The organism is Burkholderia sp. KJ006, assembly GCF_000262695.1.
GTDB classification, from domain to species: Bacteria; Pseudomonadota; Gammaproteobacteria; order Burkholderiales; family Burkholderiaceae; genus Burkholderia; species Burkholderia vietnamiensis.
Genome location: NC_017920.1, coordinates 527,320 through 551,721, shown reverse-complemented (window position 1 = coordinate 551,721; position 24,402 = coordinate 527,320). Strand labels below are relative to the sequence as shown.

Here is a 24,402-nt window from a genome sequence, read left to right as displayed (position 1 = left end):
TTCGCTGCGCTTGATCGCGACGCCCGGACCGCCCGGCCTGGCCGCCGCCCTGAGAACCCTGCCCGCCGGCTTGGCCAGCCGGCCGGTGCCGCTCGGGTTATCCCTGCGGCACACACTATATCTAGTACAGAACTACTCAACAGGCACCAAGTATAGTGGACATTCGAACGACGTCCAAACGGATAATTTGCGCCTGAGGTCTTGACATCACACCCGCGCCGCGCAGGCGCAGACGTGACAAGGCATTGGTCCGGAAAAAAAATTTCTCCGGTTCAAAAACCCTGCGCTCAGTGCTGACGGAAAGGAAAGTATTCGGCGGGAAAGCCGGCATCGCCTGCGAAGCGTTGCCAATCGAAATGCGGGCCGGGGTCGGTTTTGCGGCCGGGCGCGATGTCGGCATGCCCGGCCACCGCAGCGATCGGATAACGCGCGGCCAGCGTGCGCGCGAGCGCGCCGAGCGTCGCATACTGCGCGGCGTCGAACGGCACGTCGTCCGCGCCTTCGAGCTCGATGCCGATCGAAAAGTCGTTGCAGCGCGGGCGGCCAAAGAACTCGGACGCGCCCGCGTGCCACGCGCGCTCGTCGCACGACACGAACTGGACGAGCTCGCCGTCGCGGCGGATCAGGAAGTGCGCGGACACGCGCACGCCGCGCAGGTGACTCTGGTAATAGGGGTGCGCATCGCAATCGAGCCGGTTCAGGAACAGCGCCTCGATTGCGTCGCCGCCGAATTCGCCGGGCGGCAGGCTGATGTTGTGAACGACGAGCAGCGTCGGCACCGCACCCGCCGGCCGCGCCTCGAAGTTCGGCGAGCGCGCATGGCGCGCTTCGCGCACCCAGCCGTCCGCGTCGACCGACAACCGTACTGCGTCGCTCATCGCGCGCCGCTCATCGTGCATCGGTGTCGCTCGCGCGGGCGCGATGGCGCTGCGCATGCTCGGCGCTGCAGAAGTATTCGCCGCCGCCCGCGACCGCATCGCCCTTCGGCGCATGCACGCCGCACTCGGCGCAGCGCACCATCGGCTCGGGCAGCGAGCGCGTGTCGGCGCCCGGGCCTGCCGCGCCGCCACCATAACCGGCGCCGCGGCCGGTGCGCGCGTGCGCGTGATCCTGGGCCTGGCGCAGCTTGCGCGCAAGCCACGAGCCCGCGAAGAAAAGAAGGATCAGGAGGAGAATCTGTCGCATCGGTAACCTGCGTTCAAACCACGGAACGGTGCAGCAGCACCTCGAAAACGAAGCGGCTGCCGACATACGCGAGCAGCAGCGCGCCAAACGACACGAGCACCCAGCGCGCGGCGCCGCGCCCGCGCCATCCGGACGTCTTGTGCGCGACCAGCAGGCCGCCGAACATCAGCCACGACAGCACCGCGAACACGGTCTTGTGGTCGAGCCGCATCGCCCGCGCGTCGATCTGCTCGCTGAACAGAATGCCCGACGCGAGCGTCAGCGTGAGCAGCACGAAGCCGGCGCCGATCAGGCGGAACAGCAGCTTCTCGAGCGTGAGCAGCGGCGGCAGCGTTTCGAGCCAGCTCGCGATCCAGCCGGTCGAGCCGTCGCGCCCGCCGTTGCGCAGCGATTGCAGGCGCCGCTCGACCATCAGCATCAGGATCGCGTGCAGCGCGGCGATCGCGAACAGCCCGTACGCGATGTTGGCGATCAGGAAGTGCAGCTTGAACAGCGGCGCTGCGGCATAAGGCAGCACCCGCACGCCGCCGAACACGAGCGGCAGCAGCGACGCGCCGCAGGCGAGCGGCAGCACCAGCAGGCGCAGGCTGTCGAGCGGGAAGAAGAAGCTCTCGATCCAGTAGATGCCGGCGCCGAGCCAGAACATCGCGGACAGCGCGAACGCGAAGCCGAAGACCATCGCGTCGTGCGGGAAGATCGTCATGTGCAGCAGCACGCCGTGCGCGACGAGCGCGGCAAGCAGCAGCGCGCGGCCGGCGGCGCTCATCCCCGAGGCGGCGGACGCCGGAACCGGCACGGCCGGCACGCTCGCGACGAGCGGCGCACCGGCCTGACGGTGCGTGCGCCAGCCTGCGACGGCCAGGCCGCCGTACAGGAACGCGGTGAGGGCATACAGTACAATATCCATGTTCGAAGTTTACACTAGGCCCCCTCCTCGCGACGGTCCGTTCATCCGGTTTCCGTCGCGCCTTCGGGCCCCCACTGTCCAACGCTCCCCATGCTCGACAATCTCACTCAACGGATGGCGCGCGTCGTCAAGACGCTGCGCGGCGAAGCCCGGCTTACCGAGGCGAACACCCAGGAGATGCTCCGCGAGGTGCGTCTCGCGCTGCTGGAGGCCGACGTCGCGCTGCCCGTCGTCCGCGAATTCATCGCCAAGGTCAAGGAAAAGGCGCTCGGCGAGGAAGTGATCAGCAGCCTGTCGCCGGGGCAGGCGCTCGTCGGCGTGGTCCAGAAGGAACTCACCGCCGTGATCGGCGGCGACTACGAAGGCAAGGCCGCCGAGCTGAACCTCGCCGTCACGCCGCCCGCCGTGATCCTGATGGCCGGCCTGCAAGGCGCCGGCAAGACCACGACCGTCGGCAAGCTCGCGAAGCTGCTGCGCGAGAAGTACAAGAAGAAGGTGCTGACCGTCTCGTGCGACGTCTATCGCCCGGCCGCGATCATGCAGTTGAAAACGGTGAGCGAACAGGTCGGCGCCGATTTCTTCCCGTCGACGCCGGACCAGAAGCCCGTCGACATCGCGCTTGCCGCCGTCGACTGGGCGAAGCGCCACTACCATGACGTGCTGATCGTCGACACGGCCGGCCGTCTCGGTATCGACGAAGCGATGATGCAGGAGATCGCCGCGCTGCACGGCGTGCTGAAGCCGGCCGAAACGCTGTTCGTCGTCGACGCGATGCTCGGCCAGGACGCCGTCAACACCGCGAAGGCGTTCAACGACACGCTGCCGCTCACGGGCGTCGTGCTCACCAAGCTCGACGGCGATTCGCGCGGCGGCGCCGCGCTGTCGGTGCGTCACGTGACCGGCAAGCCGATCAAGTTCGTCGGCGTCGCCGAAAAGCTCGACGGTCTCGAAGTGTTCCACCCGGACCGGATGGCGAACCGGATCCTCGGCATGGGCGACATCCTCGCGCTGGTCGAGGAGGCGCAGCGCGGCGTCGACGTGCAGGCCGCGCAGAAGCTCGCCGACAAGGTGAAGAAAGGCGGCGACTTCGACCTGAACGATTTCCGCGCGCAGATCTCGCAGATGAAGAACATGGGCGGCCTGTCGTCGCTGATGGACAAGCTGCCCGCGCAGTTCCAGCAGGCGGCGGCCGGTGCCGACATGGGCCAGGCCGAGAAGTCGATCCGCCGGATGGAAGGCATCATCAACTCGATGACGCCCGCCGAGCGCGCGAAACCCGAGATCATCAAGGCGACGCGCAAGCGCCGCATTGCGGCCGGTGCCGGCGTGCCGGTGCAGGAAGTCAACCGGATGCTGAACCAGTACGATCAGATGCGCACGATGATGAAGAAGCTGAAGGGCGGCAACATGCACAAGATGATGCGCGGCCTGAAGGGCATGATGCCCGGCATGCGCTGATCGCGCCCGTGGGCCGGCGCGCGGGTTTTTGCCGTAGCGCGCGCCGCCCGTTCTGCTTCATCCTTATTTGTATACCGACTCCGTCCCGCCAGAAGCCATGAACCGCGAAGAAGCCCTCCACATTTTCGACCACTCCGAAGAGATCGTCTCCGCTGACGCCGTCAACGCGTCGATCTCCAGCATGGCCGACGCGATCCGCGCCGAGATCGGCGATGCGTTCCCGCTCGTCCTGTCGGTGATGGGCGGCGCCGCCGTGTTTACCGGGATGCTGCTGCCGCACCTCGATTTCCCGCTGGAGTTCGACTACATCCACCTGACCCGCTACCGCAACACGACGCAGGGCAGCCCGGAGATGCACTGGCGCGTCGCGCCGCGCGAATCGGTGAAGGACCGCATCGTGCTCGTGCTCGACGACATCCTCGACGAAGGCGAGACGATGGCCGCGATCCGCGATCGCATCCTCGAGATGGGCGCGAAGCGCTTCATGTCGGCCGTGCTGTGCGAGAAGACGCTCGCGAAGGCCAAGCCGCTGCACCCGGACTTCTGCGGCTTCGCCGTGCCCGACCGCTACGTGTTCGGCTGCGGGATGGACGCAAAGGGCTATTGGCGCAACCTGCCGACGATCCGCGCGCTGACCGCGAACGTCTGATCGCCCCGTCGTAAAGAAAAAGCGGCGCACCGGGTTCCCGGTGCGCCGCTTTTTTTCGTCGGCACGCGCCGCCGGCGTTACAGCTGATGCACGAAGGCGCGCACGCCGGCCAGCAGCATCTCGACCGAAATCGCGACGAGCACGAGCCCCATCAGCCGCTCGAACGCCGCGACGGTCCGCTCGCCGAGCCACTGCTGGATGCGCTCGGCGAGCACCAGCGTGACCGCACAGACGAGCATCGTGACCGTCAGCGCGCCGACCCATTCGAACATCTTGCCGGGCGCCTGCGACGTGAGCAGCATCACAGTCGCGAGCGCGGACGGCCCGGCGAGCGCCGGAATCGCGAGCGGCACGATGAACGGCTCGCCGCCCGCGCGCGGATCGCTGCCGAGCGCGCCGTCCGGATGCGGGAAGATCATCCGCAGCGCGATCAGGAACAGCACGATCCCGCCGCCGAGCCGCAGCGACAGGTCGGTGAGGCTCATCATCCGCAGGAAGCGGTCGCCGACCACCATGAAGAACAGCAGGATCACGAACGCGATTCCCACTTCGCGCAGGATCAGCTTCACGCGCCGCTCGCGCGGCACGTCGCGCATCGCCGTGATGAACAGCGGGATGTTGCCGAGCGGATCCGTGATCAGCACGAGCAGCACGGTGGCCGACAGGAAGGTGTATTCCACCGCGCGCTCCCGCCGTCGCGCTTAGTGCGCGAGCGCGGCGCGGATCTTCTCCGTCACCGTCGCAGCAGCCGCATCGGCCGGCAGCAGCGTGGCTTCGGCGTCGCGGCGGCCCTGGTACTCGACCTTGCCGTCCTTCAGCCCGCGCTCGCCGATCACCAGGCGATGCGGCACGCCGATCAGTTCCCAGTCGGCGAACATCACGCCCGGGCGCTCGCCGCGATCGTCGAGGATCACGTCGACGCCGGCCGCCGTCAGTTCCGCGTACAGCTTGTCGGCGGCCTCACGCACCATCTCGCTGCGGTCATAGCCCATCGGGCACAGCACGAGTTCGAACGGGGCGATCGACTCGGGCCAGATGATGCCCTTGTCGTCGAAGTTCTGCTCGATCGCCGCGCCCAGGATGCGCGTGACGCCGACGCCGTAGCAGCCCATCAGCATCGGCTGCGGCTTGCCCGACTCGTCGAGGAACGTCGCGCCCATCGCTTCCGAGTACTTGGTGCCGAGCTGGAACACGTGGCCGACCTCGATGCCGCGGCAGATGTCGATCACGCCCTTGCCGTCCGGCGACGGATCGCCCTTCTTCACGTTGCGCACGTCGGCGACGTCCGGCTCCGGCAGATCGCGGCCCCAGTTCACGCCCGCGATGTGATAGTCGACCTCGTTCGCGCCGACCACGAAGTCGCTCATGTTCGCGACCGTGCGATCGGCAATCACCTTCACCGGCTTCTTCGTGCCGACCGGGCCGAGATAGCCCGGCGGCGTACCGAACCACTCGACGATTTCCTGCTCGGTCGCGAAGCGGTGGTTCTTCAGGCCCGGCAGCTTCGACACCTTGATCTCGTTCAGATCGTGGTCGCCGCGCAGCATCACGAGCCAGATGGTCGGCTCGGCGCCTTCGTTGTCGGTCGCGAGCACGATCGACTTGATCGTGCGCTCGAGCGGGATCGCCAGCAGCTCGGCCACCGCTTCGCACTTCGCCTTGCCGGGCGTCGCGACCTTCTCCATCGCCTGGGCCGGCGCCGCACGTTCGGCGATCAGCGGCAGCGCTTCAGCGGCTTCGATGTTCGCCGCGAATTCGGAGGTCGGGCAGTATGCGATCGCGTCCTCGCCGGTATCGGCGATCACGTGGAACTCGTGCGAGAAGTTGCCGCCGATCGAGCCGCTGTCGGCCGCGACCGCACGGAACTCGAGGCCGAGGCGCGTGAAGATGCGCACGTACGCGTCGTACATCTTGCGGTACGACTCGTTAAGGCCGGCCGCGTCCTTGTCGAACGAATACGCGTCCTTCATGAGGAATTCGCGGCCGCGCATCACGCCGAAGCGCGGGCGGATCTCGTCGCGGAACTTCGTCTGGATCTGATAGAAGTTCACCGGCATCTGCCGGTAGCTCTTGATCTGGTTGCGCGCGATATCGGTGATCACTTCCTCGTGCGTCGGCCCGATCACGAAGTCGTTGTCCTTGCGATCCTTGAAGCGCAGCAGCTCAGGGCCGTACTGCTCCCAGCGCCCCGATTCCTGCCACAGCTCCGCCGGCTGCACGGCCGGCATCAGCAGCTCGAGGGCGCCGGCCCGGTTCATTTCCTCACGCACGATCGCCTCGACCTTGCGAATCGAACGCAGGCCGATCGGCAGGTAGTTATAGATGCCACCGGCGACACGACGAATCATGCCGGCGCGCACCATCAGCTTGTGGCTGACGATCTCTGCGTCGGCCGGTGCCTCTTTGAGGGTGCCGATAAAGAAACGGGAAGCTTTCATGCGGACGGTTCCAAATACGGCGCCCAGGCGGGGCGCCCGAAAAAGTTTCAAGGTGAAAAAGCTGCGCGCGGCGAACGACGGTGGCGCAGACGACTTAGCAGACAAATCAGGGACACTTCGGCCGGCAAACCCCGCGCGGATTCGCTCCGTCACGGTGCGCAGCGCCCGTTATCTGTTTATAATCAAAGCAATTTTAAAGGATTCGAAGGTGGTTGTATGCTGGATCGTGAAGGCTTTCGCCCGAACGTCGGCATCATCCTCTTGAACGCGCGCAACGAGGTGTTTTGGGGCAAGCGGCTCCGCGAGCATTCCTGGCAGTTTCCTCAAGGTGGGATCAAGTACGGCGAGACCCCCATGCAGGCGATGTACCGGGAACTGCACGAGGAGACGGGCCTGCATCCGGAACACGTCAAGATAATCGGCCGCACCCGCGACTGGTTGCGTTACGAGGTGCCTGACAAGTTCATCAAACGCGAAGTACGCGGCCATTACCGCGGCCAGAAGCAGATCTGGTTCCTGCTGCGGATGGTCGGACGCGATTGCGATATTTGCTTGCGCGCGACCGATCACCCGGAGTTCGATGCATGGCGCTGGAACGAGTACTGGGTGCCGCTCGATGCGGTGATCGAGTTCAAGCGGGATGTCTATCAGTTGGCGCTGACGGAGTTGTCGCGCTTCCTGCGCCGCCCGGCGCAGCGAGCCGAAAAGCCGCGCGGGCCGCGCCCCTTGCGCTATCCGCGCATCGGCGGCGCGCCGGCCCAGCAGACGCTGACGATTGTCGACACATCGGTGGTCTGTTCCGAGATCGAAGTGGAGGCGCGCACGCTCGACGAGATGCCGCCCCGCGTGATCATCGGCAAATGACGAGTTGGACTGCATGACCGGGCGCGACCTTGGTGTCGCGCCCTTTTTTACGAGGAATGCATATTGAAAGCGATTGCTCTCGCGCTCGCGTCGATCGTCGCGGCGGCCGCGCTGGCCGGCTGCGCCCACTCGAACGCGCCGACCAACAAGGACGACAGCGCGTTCGTGTATCTGCTGGACCGTCAGGGCGAATGGAAGGAAAACGCGGTCGACACGCTGCCGCCGCTTCCGCAAGCCGCCGATCTGCTCCCGTTCAACGTGTCGCAGAACACGCCGCTGAAGTTCTTCGTCGATGCCAAGTCGCTCGCGGTCGGCACCGACGGCGTCGTGCGCTATGCGGTGGTCATCACGAGTCCGGCCGGCGCGCGTAACGTGAACTATGAAGGCATCCGTTGCGACACCTACGAATGGCGTCAGTATGCGGGGCTGAATTCGGATCACGACGGCTGGGACCGCACGGTCGAGAACGACTGGCGCCGCATCGAGAACGGCGAGCTGAACTCGTACCACTCGGCGCTGTACCAGGATTATTTCTGCGCGAACAAGATGCCGCAGGGCACGACCCGCCAGATCCTCGAGAACATCAAGTTCCACCGCACTGCGATGAGCCAGTTGCGCTGAGCGCAGGACACGGGCCGCTCAGGCGGCTTGCGGCGTCGTACAGAAGCCCGCGTCCGCGCGGGCTTTTTCATGCACGGCTGCGGCCGGTCGTGCGCCGGACGATCAGACCAGCACGAGGTTGTCGCGATGAATCAGCTCGGGTTCGAGCATGTAGCCGAGCACCGTCTCGATCTCGCCGCTCGGCTTGCGGTGAATCAGCTTCGTTTCCGCGCTGCTGTAGTTCGTGAGGCCGCGCGCCACTTCACGCCCGTCCGGGCCGACGCACGCGATCACCTCGCCGCGCGCAAACGCGCCCTGCACGTCGATCACGCCGATCGGCAGCAGGCTCTTGCCGCCGTCCCTCAGCTTCTCGACTGCGCCCGCATCGATCACGACGTGCCCGCGCACCTGCAGATGATCGGCCATCCATTGCTTGCGCGCGGCCATCCGCGCGGTCCGTGCGATCAGTTGCGTGCCGATCGCCTCACCCGCGGCCAGCCGCACCAGCACGTCGGCCTCGCGGCCGCTCGCGATCACGGTGTTCGCGCCACTGTGCGCGGCGCGCTTCGCTGCGAGGATCTTCGTCAGCATCCCGCCGCGGCCGAGGCTCGACCCCGCGCCGCCCGCCATCGACTCGAGCTCCGGCGCGCCCGCGCTCGCTTCCGCGACGAGCGTTGCGTTCGGATCCTTGCGCGGATCGGCGGTGAACAACCCCGTCTGGTCGGTCAGGATGATCAGTGCATCGCCTTCGATCAGGTTCGCGACGAGCGCGCCGAGCGTGTCGTTGTCGCCGAACTTGATTTCGTCGGTGACCACCGTGTCGTTCTCGTTGATGATCGGCACGACGCCGAGGCGCAGCAGCGTGAGCAACGTCGAGCGCGCGTTCAGATAGCGCTCGCGATCGGCCAGGTCGGCATGCGTGAGCAGGATCTGCGCGGTGCGAATGCGATGCTCGGTGAAGCGGCTTTCGTAGACTTGCGCGAGCCCCATCTGCCCGACCGCCGCGGCGGCCTGCAATTCGTCGATTTCGCGCGGACGCTTGTTCCAGCCGAGACGCTGCATCCCCTCGGCGATCGCGCCCGAGCTGACCAGCACCACTTCCTTGCCCTGCGCGCGCAGCGCAGCGATCTGCGCCGCCCAGCGGCCGATTGCCGCATGATCGAGGCCCTTGCCGTCGTTGGTCACGAGGCTTGAACCCACCTTCACCACCAATCGCTTCGAATCCGCGATGATCGAACGCATCGTGCGCTGTCTCCTGTCTGATGCATGCCCCGGCCGGGCGCGATGAATTTCCGGCACCGGGCGCAGCGCCCGGTGCGTGACGGGCTCGCTCAGGCATCGCCGCCTGAGGTTGCGCCGCCGTCGCTCGGCGGCGCATCGCGGAAGCGCACGTCCGCGGCCAGATCTTCCTCTTCCGCCGCGCGATGCGCGTCCGAATGCTCGGCAAGGTAATCGTAGATCGCATAGCACAGGGCTTCGCAGCCCTGGCCGGTCAGGGCCGAAATCTGGAACACCGGGCCGTCCCAGCCGAAACGCTCGAGGAAGTCGGCAACGCGCGCGTCGCGCTCGTCTTCCGGCACCATGTCGAGCTTGTTCAGCACGAGCCAGCGCGGCTTTTCGTAGAGCGCCTCGTCATACTTGCGCAGTTCGCCGACGATCGCCTTCGCTTCCGCGACCGGATCGACGCTTTCGTCGAACGGAGCGAGGTCGACGAGATGCAGCAGCACGCCGGTGCGCTGCAGGTGCCGCAGGAACTGGTGGCCGAGGCCCGCGCCTTCGGCCGCGCCTTCGATCAGCCCAGGAATATCGGCGATCACGAAGCTCTTGCTCGGGCCGACGCGCACGACGCCCAGGTTCGGCGCGAGCGTGGTGAACGGGTAGTCGGCGATCTTCGGCTTCGCGTTCGACACCGATGAAATGAAGGTCGACTTGCCGGCGTTCGGCATGCCGAGCAGCCCGACGTCGGCGAGCACCTTCAGTTCGAGCCGCAGCATGCGCCGCTCGCCGGGCTTGCCGTCGGTCTTCTGGCGCGGCGCCCGGTTGGTGCTCGACTTGAAATGCAGGTTGCCGAGGCCGCCGGAGCCGCCCTTCGCGAGCATCACCTGCTGATCGTGTTCGGTCAGGTCGGCAATCAGCTCGCCGGTGTCCATGTCGGTCACGACCGTGCCGACCGGCATGCGCAGCGTGATGTCGTCGCCGCCCTTGCCGTAACAATCGGAGCCGCGACCGTTTTCGCCGTTGCGCGCCATGTGCTTCTTCGCGTAACGGTAGTCGATCAGCGTGTTGATGTTGCGGTCGGCGATCGCGTAGACGTTACCGCCCCGGCCGCCGTCGCCGCCGTCCGGCCCGCCGAACGGAACGAACTTCTCGCGGCGCATCGACGCGCTGCCATCGCCTCCGTCGCCGGCGATGACTTCGATTCGTGCTTCGTCAATGAACTTCATTCGTCACTCCGACCAGTATTTCCGCTATTGTGCCGCGCGCCGGCACGCTTGAACAATCTGCCGTTCGGCCGATTGCCCGCCGTTCGCGACAGCCGCCGGCGCGCACCTGCGCGCGGCGGCCAAATAAAAAAAGGCCCCGCGAAGACTGCGGGGCCTTTCGGCTACGAAGCCCGTGGTGCCTTGACTTAGGCAGCCGCCGGGACAACGATGACCAGATGCTTCTTGTCCGCGCCCTTGGTCGCGAACTTGACGTGACCGTCGACCAGCGCGAACAGGGTGTGATCCTTGCCCATGCCGACGTTCTCGCCAGCGTGCATGCGCGTACCGCGCTGACGCACGATGATGCCGCCAGCGTTGATCGCCTGGCCGCCGTACACTTTCACGCCGAGACGTTTCGACTCGGAGTCGCGGCCGTTCCGGGAAGAGCCGCCTGCCTTTTTGTGTGCCATCTGATTGCTCCTTTACCGAGGCGCTTACGCGTTGATCGCGTCGATGCGCAGCTCAGTGTAGTTCTGGCGGTGGCCGCCGTGCTTTTGGTAGTGCTTCCGGCGACGCATCTTGAAGATGGTGACCTTGGCATGACGACCGTGCGACACGACGGTGGCCTTGACGGAAGCCCCACTGACCAGCGGCGTACCGAACTTAATCGATTCGCCTTCGCCCACTGCGAGAACCTGGTCGAGCGTGATTTCAGCGTCAATGTCAGCCGGTATCTGTTCTACTTTGAGTTTTTCGCCAACGGCAACCTTGTACTGCTTGCCGCCGGTTTTTATGACCGCGTACATTGAGAACCTCACTCTGGATCCAATTTTTCCGCACACCACGCGCGGAAAACACGTGATTATACATGGGGTTAGCGGCCGAGTCAAAGCCGATCCACGATTGCCGCGCGCAAGCCCTGGCCGGATGGCCAAAATCGCGGGCCGCTCACGTCGGACAGACCGGCATATGGCGGATTCGACTTATAATCCGCCGCATCACCCATTTCGATCATCATGTCGTCGTCCACCGCCTCCCCCACCCTCAGCGCCGCCCACCTGCTCGCTCCGATCGCCAGCGACATGGAGCAGGTCAATCGCGTTATCCGGCAAAGCCTCGCGTCCGACGTGCTGCTGATCAACCAGATCGCCGAGTACATCATCGGTGCGGGCGGCAAGCGGCTGCGTCCGGCGCTGCTGTTGCTCGTGGCCGGCGCGCTCGGCGAGACCTCGCACCAGCGGCACGTGCTGGCCGCCGTCGTCGAGTTCATCCATACGGCCACGCTGCTGCACGACGACGTCGTCGACGAATCCGAACTGCGGCGCGGCCGGCAGACGGCCAACGCGCTGTTCGGCAACGCGGCCAGCGTGCTGGTCGGCGACTATCTGTACTCGCGCTCGTTCGAGATGATGGTCGGCGTCGGCAAGATGCGCGTGATGGAAATTCTGTCGGAAGCGACGACGATCATCTCGGAAGGCGAAGTGCTGCAGTTGCTGAACATGCACGACGCGGACGTCGACGAGTCGCGCTACATGCAGGTGATCCGCTACAAAACCGCGAAGCTCTTCGAGGCATCGGCCCGGTTGGGCGCGGTGCTGTCGGGCGCCGACGCGCCGACCGAAGCCGCCGCGGCCGAATACGGCCGCCGCATCGGCACCGCATTCCAGATCATGGACGACTGGCTCGACTATGCGGGCACCGCCGAAGCGATGGGCAAGAATGCCGGCGACGATCTGCGCGAAGGCAAGCCGACGCTGCCGCTCATCTATCTGATCGAACGCGGCACGCCCGAGCAAGCGGCGCTTGCGCGCGAGGCGATCGAGCAAGGCGGCACGGATCGCTTCGACACGATCTTCGAGGCGATCACGCGTTCGGGCGCGCTCGACCATACGCTCGAATGCGCACGCCAGGAAGCGCAGGCCGCCGCCGCCGCGATCGCCGCGTTTCCCGACTCCATCTACAAGGAGAGCCTGCTCGGGCTGTGCTCGTACTCGACGTCGCGGCAGTCGTAAAACACGCCGCGCACGGGACACGCCGCGCACGGGACGCAATACCCTGCCCCGAAAAAATTTCTTCGCCAGGGTATTCCCTTTTAGAAAAAACATCGTTATAGTTACGTTCTTGCTTGAGACGACGCAGCGATCTTCACCAAGAAAGCGAAGTCGGACCAGCAAAAATTCGGGGTGTAGCTTAGCCTGGTAGAGCGCTACGTTCGGGACGTAGAGGCCGGAGGTTCGAATCCTCTCACCCCGACCAGAATTTGGTTAAAGTCAGCGACTGGAAAGTATCGCCGTCGTTGCAGCACTACAGCAGCATACATAGTGCAAACCTTTGATAAAGCCTTGCGAATCCATTCGGTTCGTGAGGCTTTTTTCATTGATCCGCCGCCATCGTATCGATACCGTCAACGACGCGCCCAGACACCGTCCGCGCGATCTGCTCATCCGAACGTCGTAACCCGGACCATACAATCGGCGGCAATCGCCGAACGCCACGCGCAGCCCACCGCTCAATCACTCGCATTGACCAGCATCCCGCTTGCCATCCGGCGCCCGCACCGACCGGTATTAAGTTTGGCTCGCACAATGCCGATAATCATCGACATAGCGACTGAACGGACTTGATGCGCGAGACGATCTTCGTCTCGCCGCCCCCGTTCGACGCCCAGCCGGACAGTCGATCGAAGAGCGCAACGCTCGATACGGGAAGGTCAAGTGGATATCAGTAGCTGGAAGAATCAGGCAAAACAGGCGCTCGCCGGAAACGTTGGTGCGCACGCTGTCATTGCGCAGCTGGGCAACGAGCAGATCGACGGTTCAGATCATGAAGCGAATCTCCTTCTCGGCATTCTTTATGGCCAGACGGGGCAGCTAGACCTTGCTGTCGAGCATCTTCGGCAATCGCTCATCCAGGACCAGCGGAATCCGGATGCAATCTTCTTTCTCGGTTGCTTCGATGCGTTGCGGTATCCCGGCCTCCACAAGAGTTGGGCGATTCGGCGAGACCATGCAAAAAACGCACTTCGTCTCGTCGAGAATACGCCGCAGGCCGCGGCCTGGCCGCAACTGAAAGTCTGCCTGGAGATCCTGGCGACAGCGGCAAGCTATGTCGGGCCGCCGGAGGATGCGGAGTTCGCCTATCGCTGGCTCATCAAGATCGATCCGGCGAATGCCGATCACTACGCAAAGCTCTCGCAACTCCGCGCTGACGACGATCTTGAAGAAGCCGTCGCGCTTATCGACCACGCACGAACGCTCAACCCCGCCATCGTCAACAAGACCGATGTCGAGCTTTCCCGCAAAGTGCTTTCGGACGGCACCCGGCGAAAGAGCATTGCACGAGCGAAGTATCCCAGCACGCGTGAAATGAGGGGCGACCTTTCGGCCGTAATCCGGACGAGCTTGCTGGATGGCTTGCCGAAGCAACGCTTCATCGACAAGGAAACCCGCTTTTTTACTCTGGGCTCGTGCTTTGCGAGAGAGATCGCCGTACGTCTCATCGAACGGGGCTATCAGGCCGATTTCTTCGAAGTCGTCGAACACATCAATTCGAGCTTCGCAAACCGCAAGATGGTGGACTGGGCGTTGGGCCAATGCACCGGCCAAAGCAAGGAGCGCCTCGACGAGCTCTTTGCGTCCCTCAACATCACCCCGGAGAATCTCCGGGTGCGTCTGGCCACCGCGAAGGTGTTCGTCTACACGCTGGGCGTTGCGCCCGCCTTCTTCGACCGGCAATCCGGCGAATTCGTGATGCCTTCCAGTTCGGCACTGGGCTCGCGAGCATTCGCAGAGATGTACGACTTCCGGACTACCACCGTCGGCCAAAATCTGGACAATCTCGACTACATCGTCGCGAATATCAAGGCGTTGAACCCCGACGTCAAGGTCGTGCTTACGGTCAGCCCCGTACCGTTGAAAACCACGTTCGAGTTCAAATCCGCGATACAGGCCGATTGCATTTCCAAATCGACGCTCCGTGTCGTCGCCCACGAATTCGTTACGAGCAATCCCGATGTCATCTATTGGCCGAGCTTCGAAATCGTGCGCTGGCTCGGCGGCCATGTGGGACCGTTTTACGGCAACGACGACGATGCAGCACTGCATGTGGGCGACCATGTCGTCAAGGCCATCACCGATTCATTCATCGAGCACTTTTCGTAACGACCGCATGACGTCGGGCCGCTGGAGATGCGCGCACTGAATGCGCGCTACCCGGAAGCAAAGGCTGACCTCCGGCTCGGGCGACAAGTGGTCCGGCCTTCCGAACCGCGCTTCGCAGTGAAAATGCGCTGAATCGTCGGTTTACGGCTTGTATGCGGGACGACTCCGACGACCGCGGCTGCAGCGCAATCGAATGCCCGCGGCCCGACCGCGATTTGACCGGACGTGCACCGCGTACGTCTTCCGACTCCTTTTTCGCCGTTCACACGAACCGGCGTGCCGTGCCGGACACATCCCCGCCGTCGGCCTCTGCTATATTCCCTCCATCCCTGTCTTCACTGCCCTTTCCGACGCGTGGACCAAATTCCCTTATGGGCGCAAATCGGCGCCGTCTTCCTGCTTCTCCTCTGTTCCAGCTTCTTTTCCATTTCCGAGACCGCGATGATGGCGCTCAACCGCCATCGGCTGAAGCATCTCGCCAGCCAGGGCGCGCTCGGCGCGAAAACCACGCAAGGCCTGCTGACGCGCACCGATCTGCTGCTCAGCGTGATCCTGATCGGCAACAACCTGTTCAACACGATCATCCCGGTGCTCACGACGTCGCTCGCGCTGCACACGTTCGGCCGTAACAACCTCGCGCTGTCGATCGCGACCGGGATCGTCGCGTTCCTGATCATCGTGTTCGCGGAAATCGCGCCGAAAATCGTCGGCGCGACCTTTCCCGAGCGCATCGCGCTGCCGGCGAGCCTCGTGATCGCGCCGTTGATGCGCGTGTTCAAGCCGGTCGTGTGGTTCGTCAACGCGCTCGCCAACGGCGTGCTGTGGGTGCTGCGCATCAACACGAAGAGCGGCCGCGACCAGCGCATGTCGGCCGACGAACTGCGCGCGATCGTGCTCGAATCGAGCAGCTTCATGCCGACCAAGCACCGCAGCATCCTGCTGAACCTGTTCGACCTCGAGAACATCACGGTGGACGACGTGATGGTGCCGCGGCGGCAGATCGAGTCGCTGAACTTCTACGCGCCGTTCGACGAAGTCCTGCATCAGATCGAGACCTGCTATCACAACCGTCTCGTCGTGTATGAAGGCGACATCGACAAGGTGCTCGGCGTGCTGCACGTGCGCAAGACGCTGACGGCGCTGCACAACCAGGACTTCGACCGCGAAATGCTGCGCACGCTGCTCGCCGAGCCTTACTACGTGCCGTCCGGCACGCCGGTCGTCCAGCAGCTCCAGTACTTCCAGGAAAGCCGGCAACGCACCGCGCTGGTCGTCAACGAGTACGGCGAACTCGAAGGGCTCGTGACGCCCGAGGACATCATCGAGGAGCTGATCGGCGAATTCACGACGTCGATGCCGCGCGGCGAACGCGCGGGTGGCTGGAACGAGAGCGGCGAATGCATCGTCGCCGCCAGCATGCCGCTGCGCGAACTGAACCGCTGGCTGCATCTGCAACTGCCCACCGACGGACCGAAGACCCTCAACGGGCTGATTCTCGAGATCCTCGAGGAGATTCCGGAAGGCGACGTGTGCGTGAAAATCGGCGGCGTGATGCTCGAGGTGATGCGCAGCGACGATCAGGCCGTGCGCACCGTCAAACTGTTCAAGCCGCGCGTCACGCGCGCCCGCGCGGTGCGCTAGCCGAACGGCCGACTGTCGGCGCCGCTCGCGATACGCGACCATTTCCCGGTCACGATCAACAGGCGGCCCAGCGCCGGCTCACATGCAATCGCCCCCTCCCGCGGCGCCGCTGCACATGCAGCGGCCGCCGCTCTCCTCCGCCGCGTCGTCGGCCGCGCCGCCGCGCTCGCTCGATGCCGCGCAGCTCGACGACTCCCCCGCGGTACGGCTGCTCACCGATACGCTGCATGCCGCGCGCGTACGCGACGCGTCCGACATCCACGTCGAACCGTTCGAAACGGGCTGGCGCATCCGGCTGCGCATCGACGGCGTGCTGCACGAGCACCTGCGCCCGCCGGTTCATCTGCGCGACGCGGTCGTCACGCGGATCAAGGTGCTCGCCCGGATGGACATCGCCGAGCGGCGGCTTCCGCAAGACGGCCGGCTGCGCATTGCGATCGACGCCGGCAAGCGCGGCGACTACCGGGTCAGCTCGTTGCCCACGCTGTTCGGCGAGAAGCTCGTGCTGCGCCGCCTCGAGACGCTGCCGCCCGACCTCACGCTCGCGCGCCTCGGTTTCGACGCGCGTCAGGCCGCGGCGATGGAGGCCGCGATACGTGCGCCGCACGGCCTCGTGCTCGTGACCGGGCCGACCGGCAGCGGCAAGACGCTGTCGCTCTATTGCGCGCTGCAGATGCTCGATCGGGACGCGCACAACGTCTGCACGGTCGAGGATCCGGCCGAGATCCAGCTCGACGGCATCAACCAGGTCGGCGTCGCGGAAAAGGCCGGCCTCACCTTCGCCACCGCACTGCGTGCGCTGCTGCGACAGGATCCGGACGTCATCATGGTCGGCGAGATTCGCGATGCGGAGACGGCCGACGTCGCGCTGAAGGCCGCGCAGACGGGCCACCTCGTGCTGTCGACCCTGCATACGAACGACGCCCCGGCAGCGGTCGCACGGCTGCTCGACATCGGCGTCGCGCCGTACAACCTTGCGGCCGCGTTGCGCCTCGTGACCGCGCAGCGCCTCGTCCGGCGCCTGTGCACCGCGTGCCGCGTGCGTTCCGATGCACCGGCAAGCGTGCTACGCGAAGCCGGTTGCGATGCCGCCGCGCTGGCGTCCGGCTGGCGGCCGTTCGTCGCGCGCGGTTGTGCCGCCTGCCACGGCATCGGCTATCGAGGGCGGATCGGTCTGCATCAGACGATGCCGGTGTCGGCCGAGATGGCGGAGCGCATCGTCGCGCGCGCAAGCGTCGGTGCGCTGGCGCAATGCACCGCGGCCGAAGGCGTGCGCAACCTGCGCGACGCGGCGCTCGCGCACGTTCGCGACGGCACGACGAGTATCGCGGAAGCGCTTGCCGCGACGCCGGACGCATGACCGCGATGCGCGCGCCCCGTCAGGAAACCCGGTTCGCATGGCGCGGCCGTCGTCGCGACGGCAGCGCGTGCCGCGGCCACGTCATCGCGTTCGACGCGGCCGCCGCGCGTGCCGCGCTCGCGCGGGACGGTATCGCGGTGCTGGCGCTCGACGCGCGCGGCGCCGCGCGGCCGCCCGCCGCCGGCACACGCGACGTGACGCGCTTCACGCGTCAGCTCGCGAGCTTGCTGCAAGCCGGGCTGCCACTCGCACCGTCGCTCGAGATGCTCGCGCGCACCCGCACGCGTGACGGGATGCCGCGCATCGCTGCGGGTCTCGCGCGCGAGATCGTCGGCGGGCAGCGTCTGGCCGTCGCCCTCGGGCGCTATCCGGCGCAGTTCGGCACGCTGTATCGGCAGCTGATCGAAGTCGGCGAGGCATCGGGCGCGCTCGGCACCGTGCTCACCCGCGTCGCCGAGCACCGCGAGCGCGCCGACGCACAGTGGCGCAAGGCGCGCGTCGCCCTCACGTACCCGGTCGCCGTCATCGCGTTCGCGCTCGCGATCTCGGCCGCGTTGATGGTGTGGGTCGTCCCGACCTTCCGGCAGATCTTCGACGGCTTCGGCGCCGCCTTGCCCGCACCGACCCGCGCCCTGCTCGCCGTTTCGTCCGCGACCTCGGCCTGGGGCGGCACGTTCGTCGCCGTTGCGACCGCGCTGGCGCTCGCTGCGCGCCACGCGTTGCGGCGCTCGCCACAACTGCGCTACACGGTCGCGCAGCGGATGTTGAACGCGCCAGTCGTCGGCAGTGCGCTCGCGCGGTTCGCGGCCGCGCGCTGGTGTCGCTCGCTCGCGACGCTGCTCGGCGCCGGCGTGCCGCTCGCCGACGCATTCGCGACGCTCGAACGCGCGTCCGGCCATCCGGTGTTCGAGCGCGCCACCGAGCAGATCGCGGCCCGCGTGCTGCGCGGCGTACGGCTCGCCGATGCGATGCACGCGGCCGGGTGCTTTCCGGACGATGTCGTGCAGCCCATCGCCGTCGCCGAGGAAACCGGCGCGCTCGACACGATGCTGGCCGATATCGCGTCGCTCTGCGAGCGTCAGCTCGACGCGCGCCTCGATGCGCTCGCGGCGCTCGGCGAACCGTTGATCGTGATCGTGCTGGGCGCACTCGTCGGCGCGCTCGTGATCGCGATGTATCTGCCCATCCTTCAGCTCGGCAACGTGGTGTAGCATCGCATCCGATTCCGTCGCCTACCGAACCCTGACCCGATGACGCGCGCGCCCATGTTCCCCGTTCCCGATTCGCCCGCCGGCACGTTGCTCGCGCTGGCGCTGCTGCCGCCCGCGGTGCAGTATGCGTTCGCCGTCGTGATCGGTCTGTGCGTCGGCAGCTTCATCAACGTCGTCGCGCACCGGGTTCCGGTGATGATGCAGCGCGCGTGGCGCGCCGAAATCGCCGAAGCGACCGGCAACGCAGACGCGGCGCCCGACGACGGCTATCCGCAGCGCTACGATCTGTGGCGCCCGCGCAGCGCATGCCCGCACTGCGGCCACGTATTGCGCGCATGGGAAAATGTCCCGCTCCTCAGCTACGTGATGTTGCGCGGGCGCTGTCGTCAGTGCGGTCACGCCATCGGCATCCGCTATCCGCTCGTCGAACTCGCCGGCGCCCTGCTCGCCGCCGGTTCGCTCGCCGCATTCGGCCCCACCGGCGCAGCAATCGCCGCGTTCGGCCTATGCGCCGCGCTGCTCGCGATGAGCGCGATCGACATCCGGACCGGCTACCTGCCCGACTCGATGACGCTGCCGCTGCTGTGGGCAGGCCTCGCGTTGAACCTCGCGGGCATGTTCACGTCGCTGCAGTCGGCCGTGATCGGTGCGATGTCCGGATACCTGTTCCTGTGGTCGATCTACTGGCTGTTCAGATGGCTGCGCGGCATCGAAGGCATCGGCTTCGGCGATCTGAAGCTGCTCGCGGCGCTCGGTGCATGGATGGGCTGGGCCGCGCTGCCGCAGGTCGTGCTGTTCGCCGCGGTGACCGGCGCGATCGTCGGGCTGGTCGCGACGTGGCGCGGCCGCATGCGCTTCGAGGAGCCGATTCCGTTCGGTCCGTTCCTCGCGGCCGGCGGCGTCGCGACGCTGTTTTTCGGTACCCCTTTCTATTCGGCGCTCGGCGGCTGACATGGTGCGACGCCCGTGTCCGCCTCGTTCGCGTTCGCTACGTCGCACGCAGCCGTCGCGCTCAATCGCGGCGGCGCGGCGGAGGCTCGTATGTATGCAATAGGACTCACCGGCGGGATCGGCAGCGGCAAGACGACCGTCGCCGACCTGTTCGCCGCACGCGGCGCATCGCTGGTCGATACCGACCTGATCGCGCACCGCATCACCGCGCCGGCCGGTCTCGCGATGCCGGCGATCGAGCAGACGTTCGGGCCCGCGTTCGTCGCGGCCGACGGCTCGCTCGACCGCGCACGGATGCGCGCACTCATCTTCAGCGACGAAGACGCGCGCAGGCGGCTCGAAGCGATCACCCATCCGCTGATTCGCGCGGAGACGGAACGCGAGGCCCGCGACGCGCAGGGCCCGTACGTGATTTTCGTCGTGCCGCTGCTGGTCGAGTCGCGCAATTGGAAGGCGCGCTGCGATCGCGTGCTCGTCGTCGACTGCCCGGTCGACACCCAGATCGCGCGCGTGATGCAGCGCAATGGCTTCACGCGCGAGCAGGTCGAGGCGATCATCGCGCGACAAGCGACGCGCGAAGCGCGCCTGGCCGCTGCCGACGACGTGATCGTCAACGACGCGACGACGCCCGACGCGCTGGCCGCACAGGTCGATGCATTGCACCAACGCTACCTCGCATTCGCGGCTGCAAAACACTGAACGCGGCGCTCGCGCGCGATGGTGCACGAAATTGGCGCGTTGCTAGGGTAGAGAGGGGGCATTAGAATGTCCTGCATTGTTTCTATCCCTACCCGAGAGGCGAGCGCGCTTGATTCTTTACGAGTATCCGTTCAACGAGCGAATCCGCACGCTGCTGCGCCTCGAGGACCTGTTCGAGCGCTTCGCGTTCTTTTTGGCTCAGGAGGACCCGCGCGAACATCACGTCGCGTTGACGACGCTGTTCGAGATCGCCGAGGTCACCGGCCGCGCGGACCTGAAATCGGATCTGATGAAGGAGCTCGAACGTCAGCGCCAGACGCTCGCGCCGTTCCGCGGCAATCCGGGCATCGAACAGAATGCGCTCGAAGCCGTGCTCGGCGAAATCGAGCAGACGCTCGCCAATCTTGCGCAGATGCAGGGCAAGACGGGGCAGCATCTGGTCGACAACGAGTGGCTCGCGAGCATCCGCAGCCGCGCGGTCATTCCGGGCGGCACCTGCAAGTTCGACCTGCCGTCGTACTACGCGTGGCAACAATGGCCGGCCGAACAGCGGCGCCAGGACATCGCGAAATGGGTGGCGCCGCTGCTGCCGCTGCGCGACGCCGCGGCGATCGTGCTGCGGCTCGCGCGCGAATCGGGCCAGGCGTCGAAGGTGATGGCGATGCAGGGCAGCTATCAGCAAATGCTGTCCGGGCGCACCTATCAGCTGATGCAGGTGCGCGTGCCGCCGGAGCTGCACGTGATCCCCGAAGCGAGCGCCAACAAATACATGCTGTGGGTGCGATTCACCATGCAGGACGGCGATGTGCGTCCGCGCGCAGTCGACATCGACGTACCGTTCCATCTGACACTCTGCAACCTGTAACGGCCGCGTGCCGGTTTTACGCTTTCGTATGGTTACCGTTGTGAAATGCCCGTCGTGCGGCGCCGAAGTGCGCTGGACACACGAAAACAAGTTCCGACCGTTCTGTTCGGCCCGCTGCAAGCAGCTCGACCTCGGCGCATGGGCTGCGGAAAAGTATCGGATCGGCGGTTCGTCCGACGAAGGTCCGTCGTCCGAGGAAGACGGCGGCGACACGCGCCGCGACGTCTGACTCCGAACGGCCGGCCAACCCCGGCCGATATGGCCCGCCTTTTCAGTGGGCGGGCCGCGACGGCGTCATTGCGACGCCGCTTCCTTCTCAAGCAATTCGAGCACCGGCAGCGCGGCGGGCAACAGCGGCGCGACGTCGACCGGCAGCGGCTGCCACGCGAACGCCTGCCCTTCCTTGCCGTGCAGCTCGCCCGTCCAGCCCGTCACCTTGCAGAAATAGAGCCGCACGTACGCATGCGGATAATCGTGCTCGAGCGTGTGCCAGCGCTCGCTCGCCGTGACGACGATGCCGAGCTCCTCGTGCAGCTCGCGCGCGAGCGCCTCCTCGACGCTCTCGCCGGCCTCGAGCTTGCCGCCCGGGAACTCCCAGTAGCCTTCATAGGGCTTGCCCTGCAGCCGCTGCGCGAGCAGATAGCGGCAGCCGCCGGGCGTCCCGTCGGACTGCACCATCACGCCGACCGCGACTTCCGTCACCTTGCGGCCGTCGGGCGCGCGCCCGGCGTCCGTTGCATGCGCAGTGCTCATGCTTGCTCCTTGCGGCCCGACCAGTCGCGCGCGAACTGCCACGCGACGCGCCCCGAACGCGAACCGCGCTCGAGCGCCCACACGAGCGCGTCGCCGCGCGCCGTGTCGATCTCGGTGTCCGCGCAACCGAAATGGCGCAGCCAGTGCGCGACGATGTCGAGGTAGTCGTCCTGCTTGAACGGGTAGAAGCTGACCCACAGGCCGAAGCGCTCAGAAAGCGAGATCTTCTCCTCGACCACTTCGCCCGGGTGGATCTCGCCGTCCGGCAGGTGCTTGTACGACTCGTTGTCGCTCATGTACTCGGGCAGCAGATGGCGGCGGTTGGAAGTCGCGTAGATCAGCACGTTGTCCGACTGCGCGGCGATCGAGCCGTCGAGCGCGACCTTCAGCGCCTTGTACCCCGATTCGCCGTCCTCGAACGACAAGTCGTCGCAGAACACGATGAAGCGCTCCGGGCGCTGCGAGATCAGCTCGACGATGTCGCCGAGATCGTGCAGATCGTCCTTGTCGACTTCGATCAGGCGCAGCCCGTCGTTCGCGTACGCGTTCAGGCACGCCTTGATCAGCGACGACTTGCCGGTGCCGCGCGCGCCGGTCAGCAGCACGTTGTTGGCCGGCTTGCGCTGCACGAACTGACGCGTATTTTGCTCGATCAGCCCTTTTTGCCGGTCGATGTTGTGAAGATCGTCGAGCGTGATCGCCGACGCCGCCGGCACCGGCTGCAGATAGCCGCGCCCCTGGCGCTTGCGCCAGCGGAACGCGGTGGCCGCATTCCAGTCGACGTCCGCCGGCGCGGGCGGCAGCAGCCCCTCGAGGCGGCCGAGCAGCGCTTCCGCACGCGTCAGAAACTGTTCGAGCTTGTCCATGTCGTTCGAGCGCCCGCGATCAGGAGCGGTAGTCCGCGTTGATGCTCACGTAGTCGTGCGACAAATCGCACGTCCACACCGTCGCCTGCGCATCGCCGCGGCCAAGCAGCACGCGGATCGTGATTTCGCTCTGCTTCATCACGCGCTGACCGTCTTCTTCCTGGTAGGCCGGGTTGCGGCCGCCGGCCTTGGCGACCAGCACGTCGTCGAGATAGAGGTCGATCTTGCCGACGTCGAGATCGGCGACGCCCGCATAGCCGATCGCAGCCAGGATCCGGCCCAGATTGGGGTCGGACGCATAGAAGGCCGTCTTCACCAGCGGCGAATGGCCGATCGCGTAGGCGATCTGGCGGCACTCGGCGACGCTCTTGCCGCCCTCGACCTGCACGGTCATGAATTTCGTTGCACCTTCGCCGTCGCGCACGATCAGCTGCGACAGCTGCTGCGCGACCTGCGTGACCGCGTCGCGCAGCGCCGCATAGGCCGGCGTATCGGTCGACGTGATCGCGGGCAGCGTGCTCTTGCCCGACGCGATCAGGATGAACGAGTCATTCGTCGACGTATCGCCGTCGATCGTGATGCAGTTGAACGAGCGGTCGGCGACTTCCTTCACGAGCGTGTCGAGCACCGGCTGCGCGACGTTCGCGTCGAAAGCGAGGAAGCCGAGCATCGTCGCCATGTTCGGCTTGATCATCCCGGCGCCCTTGCTGATGCCCGTCAGCGTGACCGTGTGGCCGTCAATCGTCACCTGGCGCGACGCGGCCTTCGGCAGCGTGTCGGTCGTCATGATCGCCTGCGCGGCGTCGTACCAGTTCGCCGCGTTGCGGTTCGCGAGCGCGGCCGGCAGCCCTGCCTTCAGGCGGTCGATCGGCAGCGGCTCGAGAATCACGCCGGTCGAGAACGGCAGCACCTGCGCGGCGTCGAGGCCCGCGAGGCGCGCGAGCTCCGCGCAGGTTTCGCGGGTGTTCGCGAGGCCCGGCTCGCCGGTGCCCGCGTTCGCATTGCCGGTATTCACGACCAGCGCGCGGATGCCCGCGCCGCCCGCACGAACCTTCGCCAGATGCTCGCGGCACACGATCACCGGCGCGGCGCAGAAGCGGTTCTCGGTGAATACGCCGGCAACCGTCGCGCCTTCGTCGACGGAAATGACCAGCACGTCCTTGCGATTCGGCTTGCGGATGTTCGCTTCCGCCCAGCCGAGCGTGACGCCGGCGACGGGATGCAATTGGGCGGGATCGATCGACGGAAAATTGACAGCCATGGGGCACACCTGCCGGATGGAAAATGCCGGCACGCGCCGGCATCGATTGGAAGAACCGGCGGCCGCGGGAACGGGCCGCCGCAACTCACATCACTGACTCGAAGCTGCGAA

At 66.1% G+C, this 24,402-nt stretch carries 25 protein-coding genes and 1 tRNA gene; 14 read left to right on the top strand and 12 right to left on the bottom strand.

Annotation, left to right across the window (positions count from 1 at the left end):
• Positions 1 to 287: 287 nt before the first annotated feature.
• From ampD to MYA_RS02510, 3 genes are read right to left on the bottom strand one after another with little or no spacing between them, the layout of a single operon-like run.
• A complete protein-coding gene (ampD, locus tag MYA_RS02520; protein WP_034194192.1) occupies positions 288 to 878 on the bottom strand; it encodes a 1,6-anhydro-N-acetylmuramyl-L-alanine amidase AmpD in 591 nt (196 codons plus the stop codon).
• Positions 879 to 888: 10 nt separating this feature from the next.
• Complete coding sequence (locus tag MYA_RS02515) at positions 889 to 1,185, bottom strand: PP0621 family protein (RefSeq protein WP_014722410.1); 297 nt, start codon at positions 1,183 to 1,185, stop codon at positions 889 to 891.
• A 13-nt stretch (positions 1,186 to 1,198) separates the two neighbouring features.
• On the bottom strand, positions 1,199 to 2,092 hold the full coding sequence (locus MYA_RS02510) for a cytochrome C assembly family protein (protein WP_014722409.1): 894 nt from the start codon (positions 2,090 to 2,092) through the stop codon (positions 1,199 to 1,201).
• A gap of 90 nt (positions 2,093 to 2,182) precedes the next feature.
• Here MYA_RS02510 and ffh point away from each other — a divergent pair, with 90 nt between their 5' ends.
• Both ffh and MYA_RS02500 read left to right on the top strand, forming a co-directional pair.
• The gene (gene ffh, locus MYA_RS02505) at positions 2,183 to 3,550 is read left to right on the top strand and encodes a signal recognition particle protein (protein ID WP_011883205.1); all 1,368 of its coding nucleotides are present in this window, start codon (positions 2,183 to 2,185) and stop codon (positions 3,548 to 3,550) included.
• A gap of 97 nt (positions 3,551 to 3,647) precedes the next feature.
• Entirely contained in the window at positions 3,648 to 4,199 is a 552-nt protein-coding gene (locus MYA_RS02500; RefSeq protein WP_011883204.1) for a hypoxanthine-guanine phosphoribosyltransferase, read from the top strand.
• A gap of 77 nt (positions 4,200 to 4,276) precedes the next feature.
• Here the strand turns inward: MYA_RS02500 and MYA_RS02495 are convergent, their stop codons facing one another.
• Both MYA_RS02495 and MYA_RS02490 read right to left on the bottom strand, forming a co-directional pair.
• Positions 4,277 to 4,879 carry a MarC family protein gene (locus MYA_RS02495; RefSeq protein ID WP_011883203.1) on the bottom strand — a complete coding sequence of 201 codons (603 nt, stop codon included), beginning with the start codon at positions 4,877 to 4,879 and terminating at the stop codon, positions 4,277 to 4,279.
• A gap of 21 nt (positions 4,880 to 4,900) precedes the next feature.
• Positions 4,901 to 6,637 carry a proline--tRNA ligase gene (locus tag MYA_RS02490; protein ID WP_011883202.1) on the bottom strand — a complete coding sequence of 579 codons (1,737 nt, stop codon included), beginning with the start codon at positions 6,635 to 6,637 and terminating at the stop codon, positions 4,901 to 4,903.
• Positions 6,638 to 6,853: 216 nt separating this feature from the next.
• Between MYA_RS02490 and MYA_RS02485 the strand changes: the two genes are divergently transcribed.
• Both MYA_RS02485 and MYA_RS02480 read left to right on the top strand, forming a co-directional pair.
• The gene (locus MYA_RS02485) at positions 6,854 to 7,501 is read left to right on the top strand and encodes an RNA pyrophosphohydrolase (RefSeq protein WP_011883201.1); all 648 of its coding nucleotides are present in this window, start codon (positions 6,854 to 6,856) and stop codon (positions 7,499 to 7,501) included.
• Between the two features lie 63 nt (positions 7,502 to 7,564).
• Positions 7,565 to 8,122, top strand: a complete 558-nt coding sequence (locus tag MYA_RS02480; protein WP_014722407.1) for a CNP1-like family protein — start codon at positions 7,565 to 7,567, stop codon at positions 8,120 to 8,122.
• Between the two features lie 102 nt (positions 8,123 to 8,224).
• On the opposite strand, the gene proB is transcribed toward MYA_RS02480, so the two are convergent.
• The 4 genes from proB to rplU form a co-directional block, all read right to left on the bottom strand.
• A complete protein-coding gene (gene proB / locus MYA_RS02475) occupies positions 8,225 to 9,343 on the bottom strand; it encodes a glutamate 5-kinase (RefSeq protein WP_014722406.1) in 1,119 nt (372 codons plus the stop codon).
• Between the two features lie 89 nt (positions 9,344 to 9,432).
• Positions 9,433 to 10,545: an Obg family GTPase CgtA gene (cgtA, locus tag MYA_RS02470; protein ID WP_011883198.1), complete on the bottom strand. Its 1,113-nt coding sequence runs from the start codon at positions 10,543 to 10,545 to the stop codon at positions 9,433 to 9,435.
• A gap of 185 nt (positions 10,546 to 10,730) precedes the next feature.
• Positions 10,731 to 10,994, bottom strand: a complete 264-nt coding sequence (gene rpmA, locus MYA_RS02465) for a 50S ribosomal protein L27 (protein ID WP_006476999.1) — start codon at positions 10,992 to 10,994, stop codon at positions 10,731 to 10,733.
• Positions 10,995 to 11,018: 24 nt separating this feature from the next.
• On the bottom strand, positions 11,019 to 11,330 hold the full coding sequence (rplU, locus tag MYA_RS02460) for a 50S ribosomal protein L21 (RefSeq protein WP_006025184.1): 312 nt from the start codon (positions 11,328 to 11,330) through the stop codon (positions 11,019 to 11,021).
• A 210-nt stretch (positions 11,331 to 11,540) separates the two neighbouring features.
• On the opposite strand from rplU, the gene MYA_RS02455 reads away from it, so the two are divergent.
• From MYA_RS02455 to MYA_RS02410, 10 genes are all read left to right on the top strand, one after another.
• Positions 11,541 to 12,536, top strand: coding sequence for a polyprenyl synthetase family protein (locus tag MYA_RS02455; RefSeq protein ID WP_034194180.1), 996 nt, complete (start codon positions 11,541 to 11,543; stop codon positions 12,534 to 12,536).
• Between the two features lie 167 nt (positions 12,537 to 12,703).
• A tRNA-Pro gene (locus MYA_RS02450) sits at positions 12,704 to 12,780 on the top strand.
• A 458-nt stretch (positions 12,781 to 13,238) separates the two neighbouring features.
• Positions 13,239 to 14,684: a GSCFA domain-containing protein gene (locus MYA_RS02445; RefSeq protein WP_014722403.1), complete on the top strand. Its 1,446-nt coding sequence runs from the start codon at positions 13,239 to 13,241 to the stop codon at positions 14,682 to 14,684.
• Between the two features lie 354 nt (positions 14,685 to 15,038).
• Positions 15,039 to 16,325 carry an HlyC/CorC family transporter gene (locus MYA_RS02440; protein ID WP_011883195.1) on the top strand — a complete coding sequence of 429 codons (1,287 nt, stop codon included), beginning with the start codon at positions 15,039 to 15,041 and terminating at the stop codon, positions 16,323 to 16,325.
• Positions 16,326 to 16,407: 82 nt separating this feature from the next.
• Positions 16,408 to 17,685, top strand: a complete 1,278-nt coding sequence (locus MYA_RS02435) for a GspE/PulE family protein (protein WP_041493749.1) — start codon at positions 16,408 to 16,410, stop codon at positions 17,683 to 17,685.
• Positions 17,682 to 18,896, top strand: coding sequence for a type II secretion system F family protein (locus tag MYA_RS02430; RefSeq protein WP_011883193.1), 1,215 nt, complete (start codon positions 17,682 to 17,684; stop codon positions 18,894 to 18,896). The genes MYA_RS02435 and MYA_RS02430 overlap by 4 nt, the downstream gene beginning before the upstream one ends.
• A gap of 39 nt (positions 18,897 to 18,935) precedes the next feature.
• Entirely contained in the window at positions 18,936 to 19,847 is a 912-nt protein-coding gene (locus tag MYA_RS02425) for a prepilin peptidase (protein WP_011883192.1), read from the top strand.
• A 90-nt stretch (positions 19,848 to 19,937) separates the two neighbouring features.
• Positions 19,938 to 20,546 carry a dephospho-CoA kinase gene (gene coaE / locus MYA_RS02420; RefSeq protein ID WP_034194193.1) on the top strand — a complete coding sequence of 203 codons (609 nt, stop codon included), beginning with the start codon at positions 19,938 to 19,940 and terminating at the stop codon, positions 20,544 to 20,546.
• Positions 20,547 to 20,655: 109 nt separating this feature from the next.
• Positions 20,656 to 21,411 carry a cell division protein ZapD gene (gene zapD, locus MYA_RS02415; RefSeq protein ID WP_011883190.1) on the top strand — a complete coding sequence of 252 codons (756 nt, stop codon included), beginning with the start codon at positions 20,656 to 20,658 and terminating at the stop codon, positions 21,409 to 21,411.
• 28 nt (positions 21,412 to 21,439) lie between these two features.
• Positions 21,440 to 21,640 (top strand): DNA gyrase inhibitor YacG, encoded by a 201-nt coding sequence (locus MYA_RS02410; protein ID WP_011883189.1) that lies wholly within the window; start codon positions 21,440 to 21,442, stop codon positions 21,638 to 21,640.
• Positions 21,641 to 21,705: 65 nt separating this feature from the next.
• Here MYA_RS02410 and MYA_RS02405 read toward each other — a convergent pair whose 3' ends face one another.
• Genes MYA_RS02405 through argJ form a run of 3 tightly spaced genes read right to left on the bottom strand, consistent with a single transcriptional unit; the run spans position 21,706 to position 24,291 of the window.
• Positions 21,706 to 22,164 carry an NUDIX domain-containing protein gene (locus tag MYA_RS02405; protein WP_011883188.1) on the bottom strand — a complete coding sequence of 153 codons (459 nt, stop codon included), beginning with the start codon at positions 22,162 to 22,164 and terminating at the stop codon, positions 21,706 to 21,708.
• Complete coding sequence (locus tag MYA_RS02400; RefSeq protein WP_014722399.1) at positions 22,161 to 23,030, bottom strand: ATP-binding protein; 870 nt, start codon at positions 23,028 to 23,030, stop codon at positions 22,161 to 22,163. The genes MYA_RS02405 and MYA_RS02400 overlap by 4 nt, the downstream gene beginning before the upstream one ends.
• 19 nt (positions 23,031 to 23,049) lie before the next feature.
• Positions 23,050 to 24,291, bottom strand: coding sequence for a bifunctional glutamate N-acetyltransferase/amino-acid acetyltransferase ArgJ (argJ, locus tag MYA_RS02395; protein ID WP_011883186.1), 1,242 nt, complete (start codon positions 24,289 to 24,291; stop codon positions 23,050 to 23,052).
• Between the last annotated feature and the right edge of the window lie 111 nt (positions 24,292 to 24,402).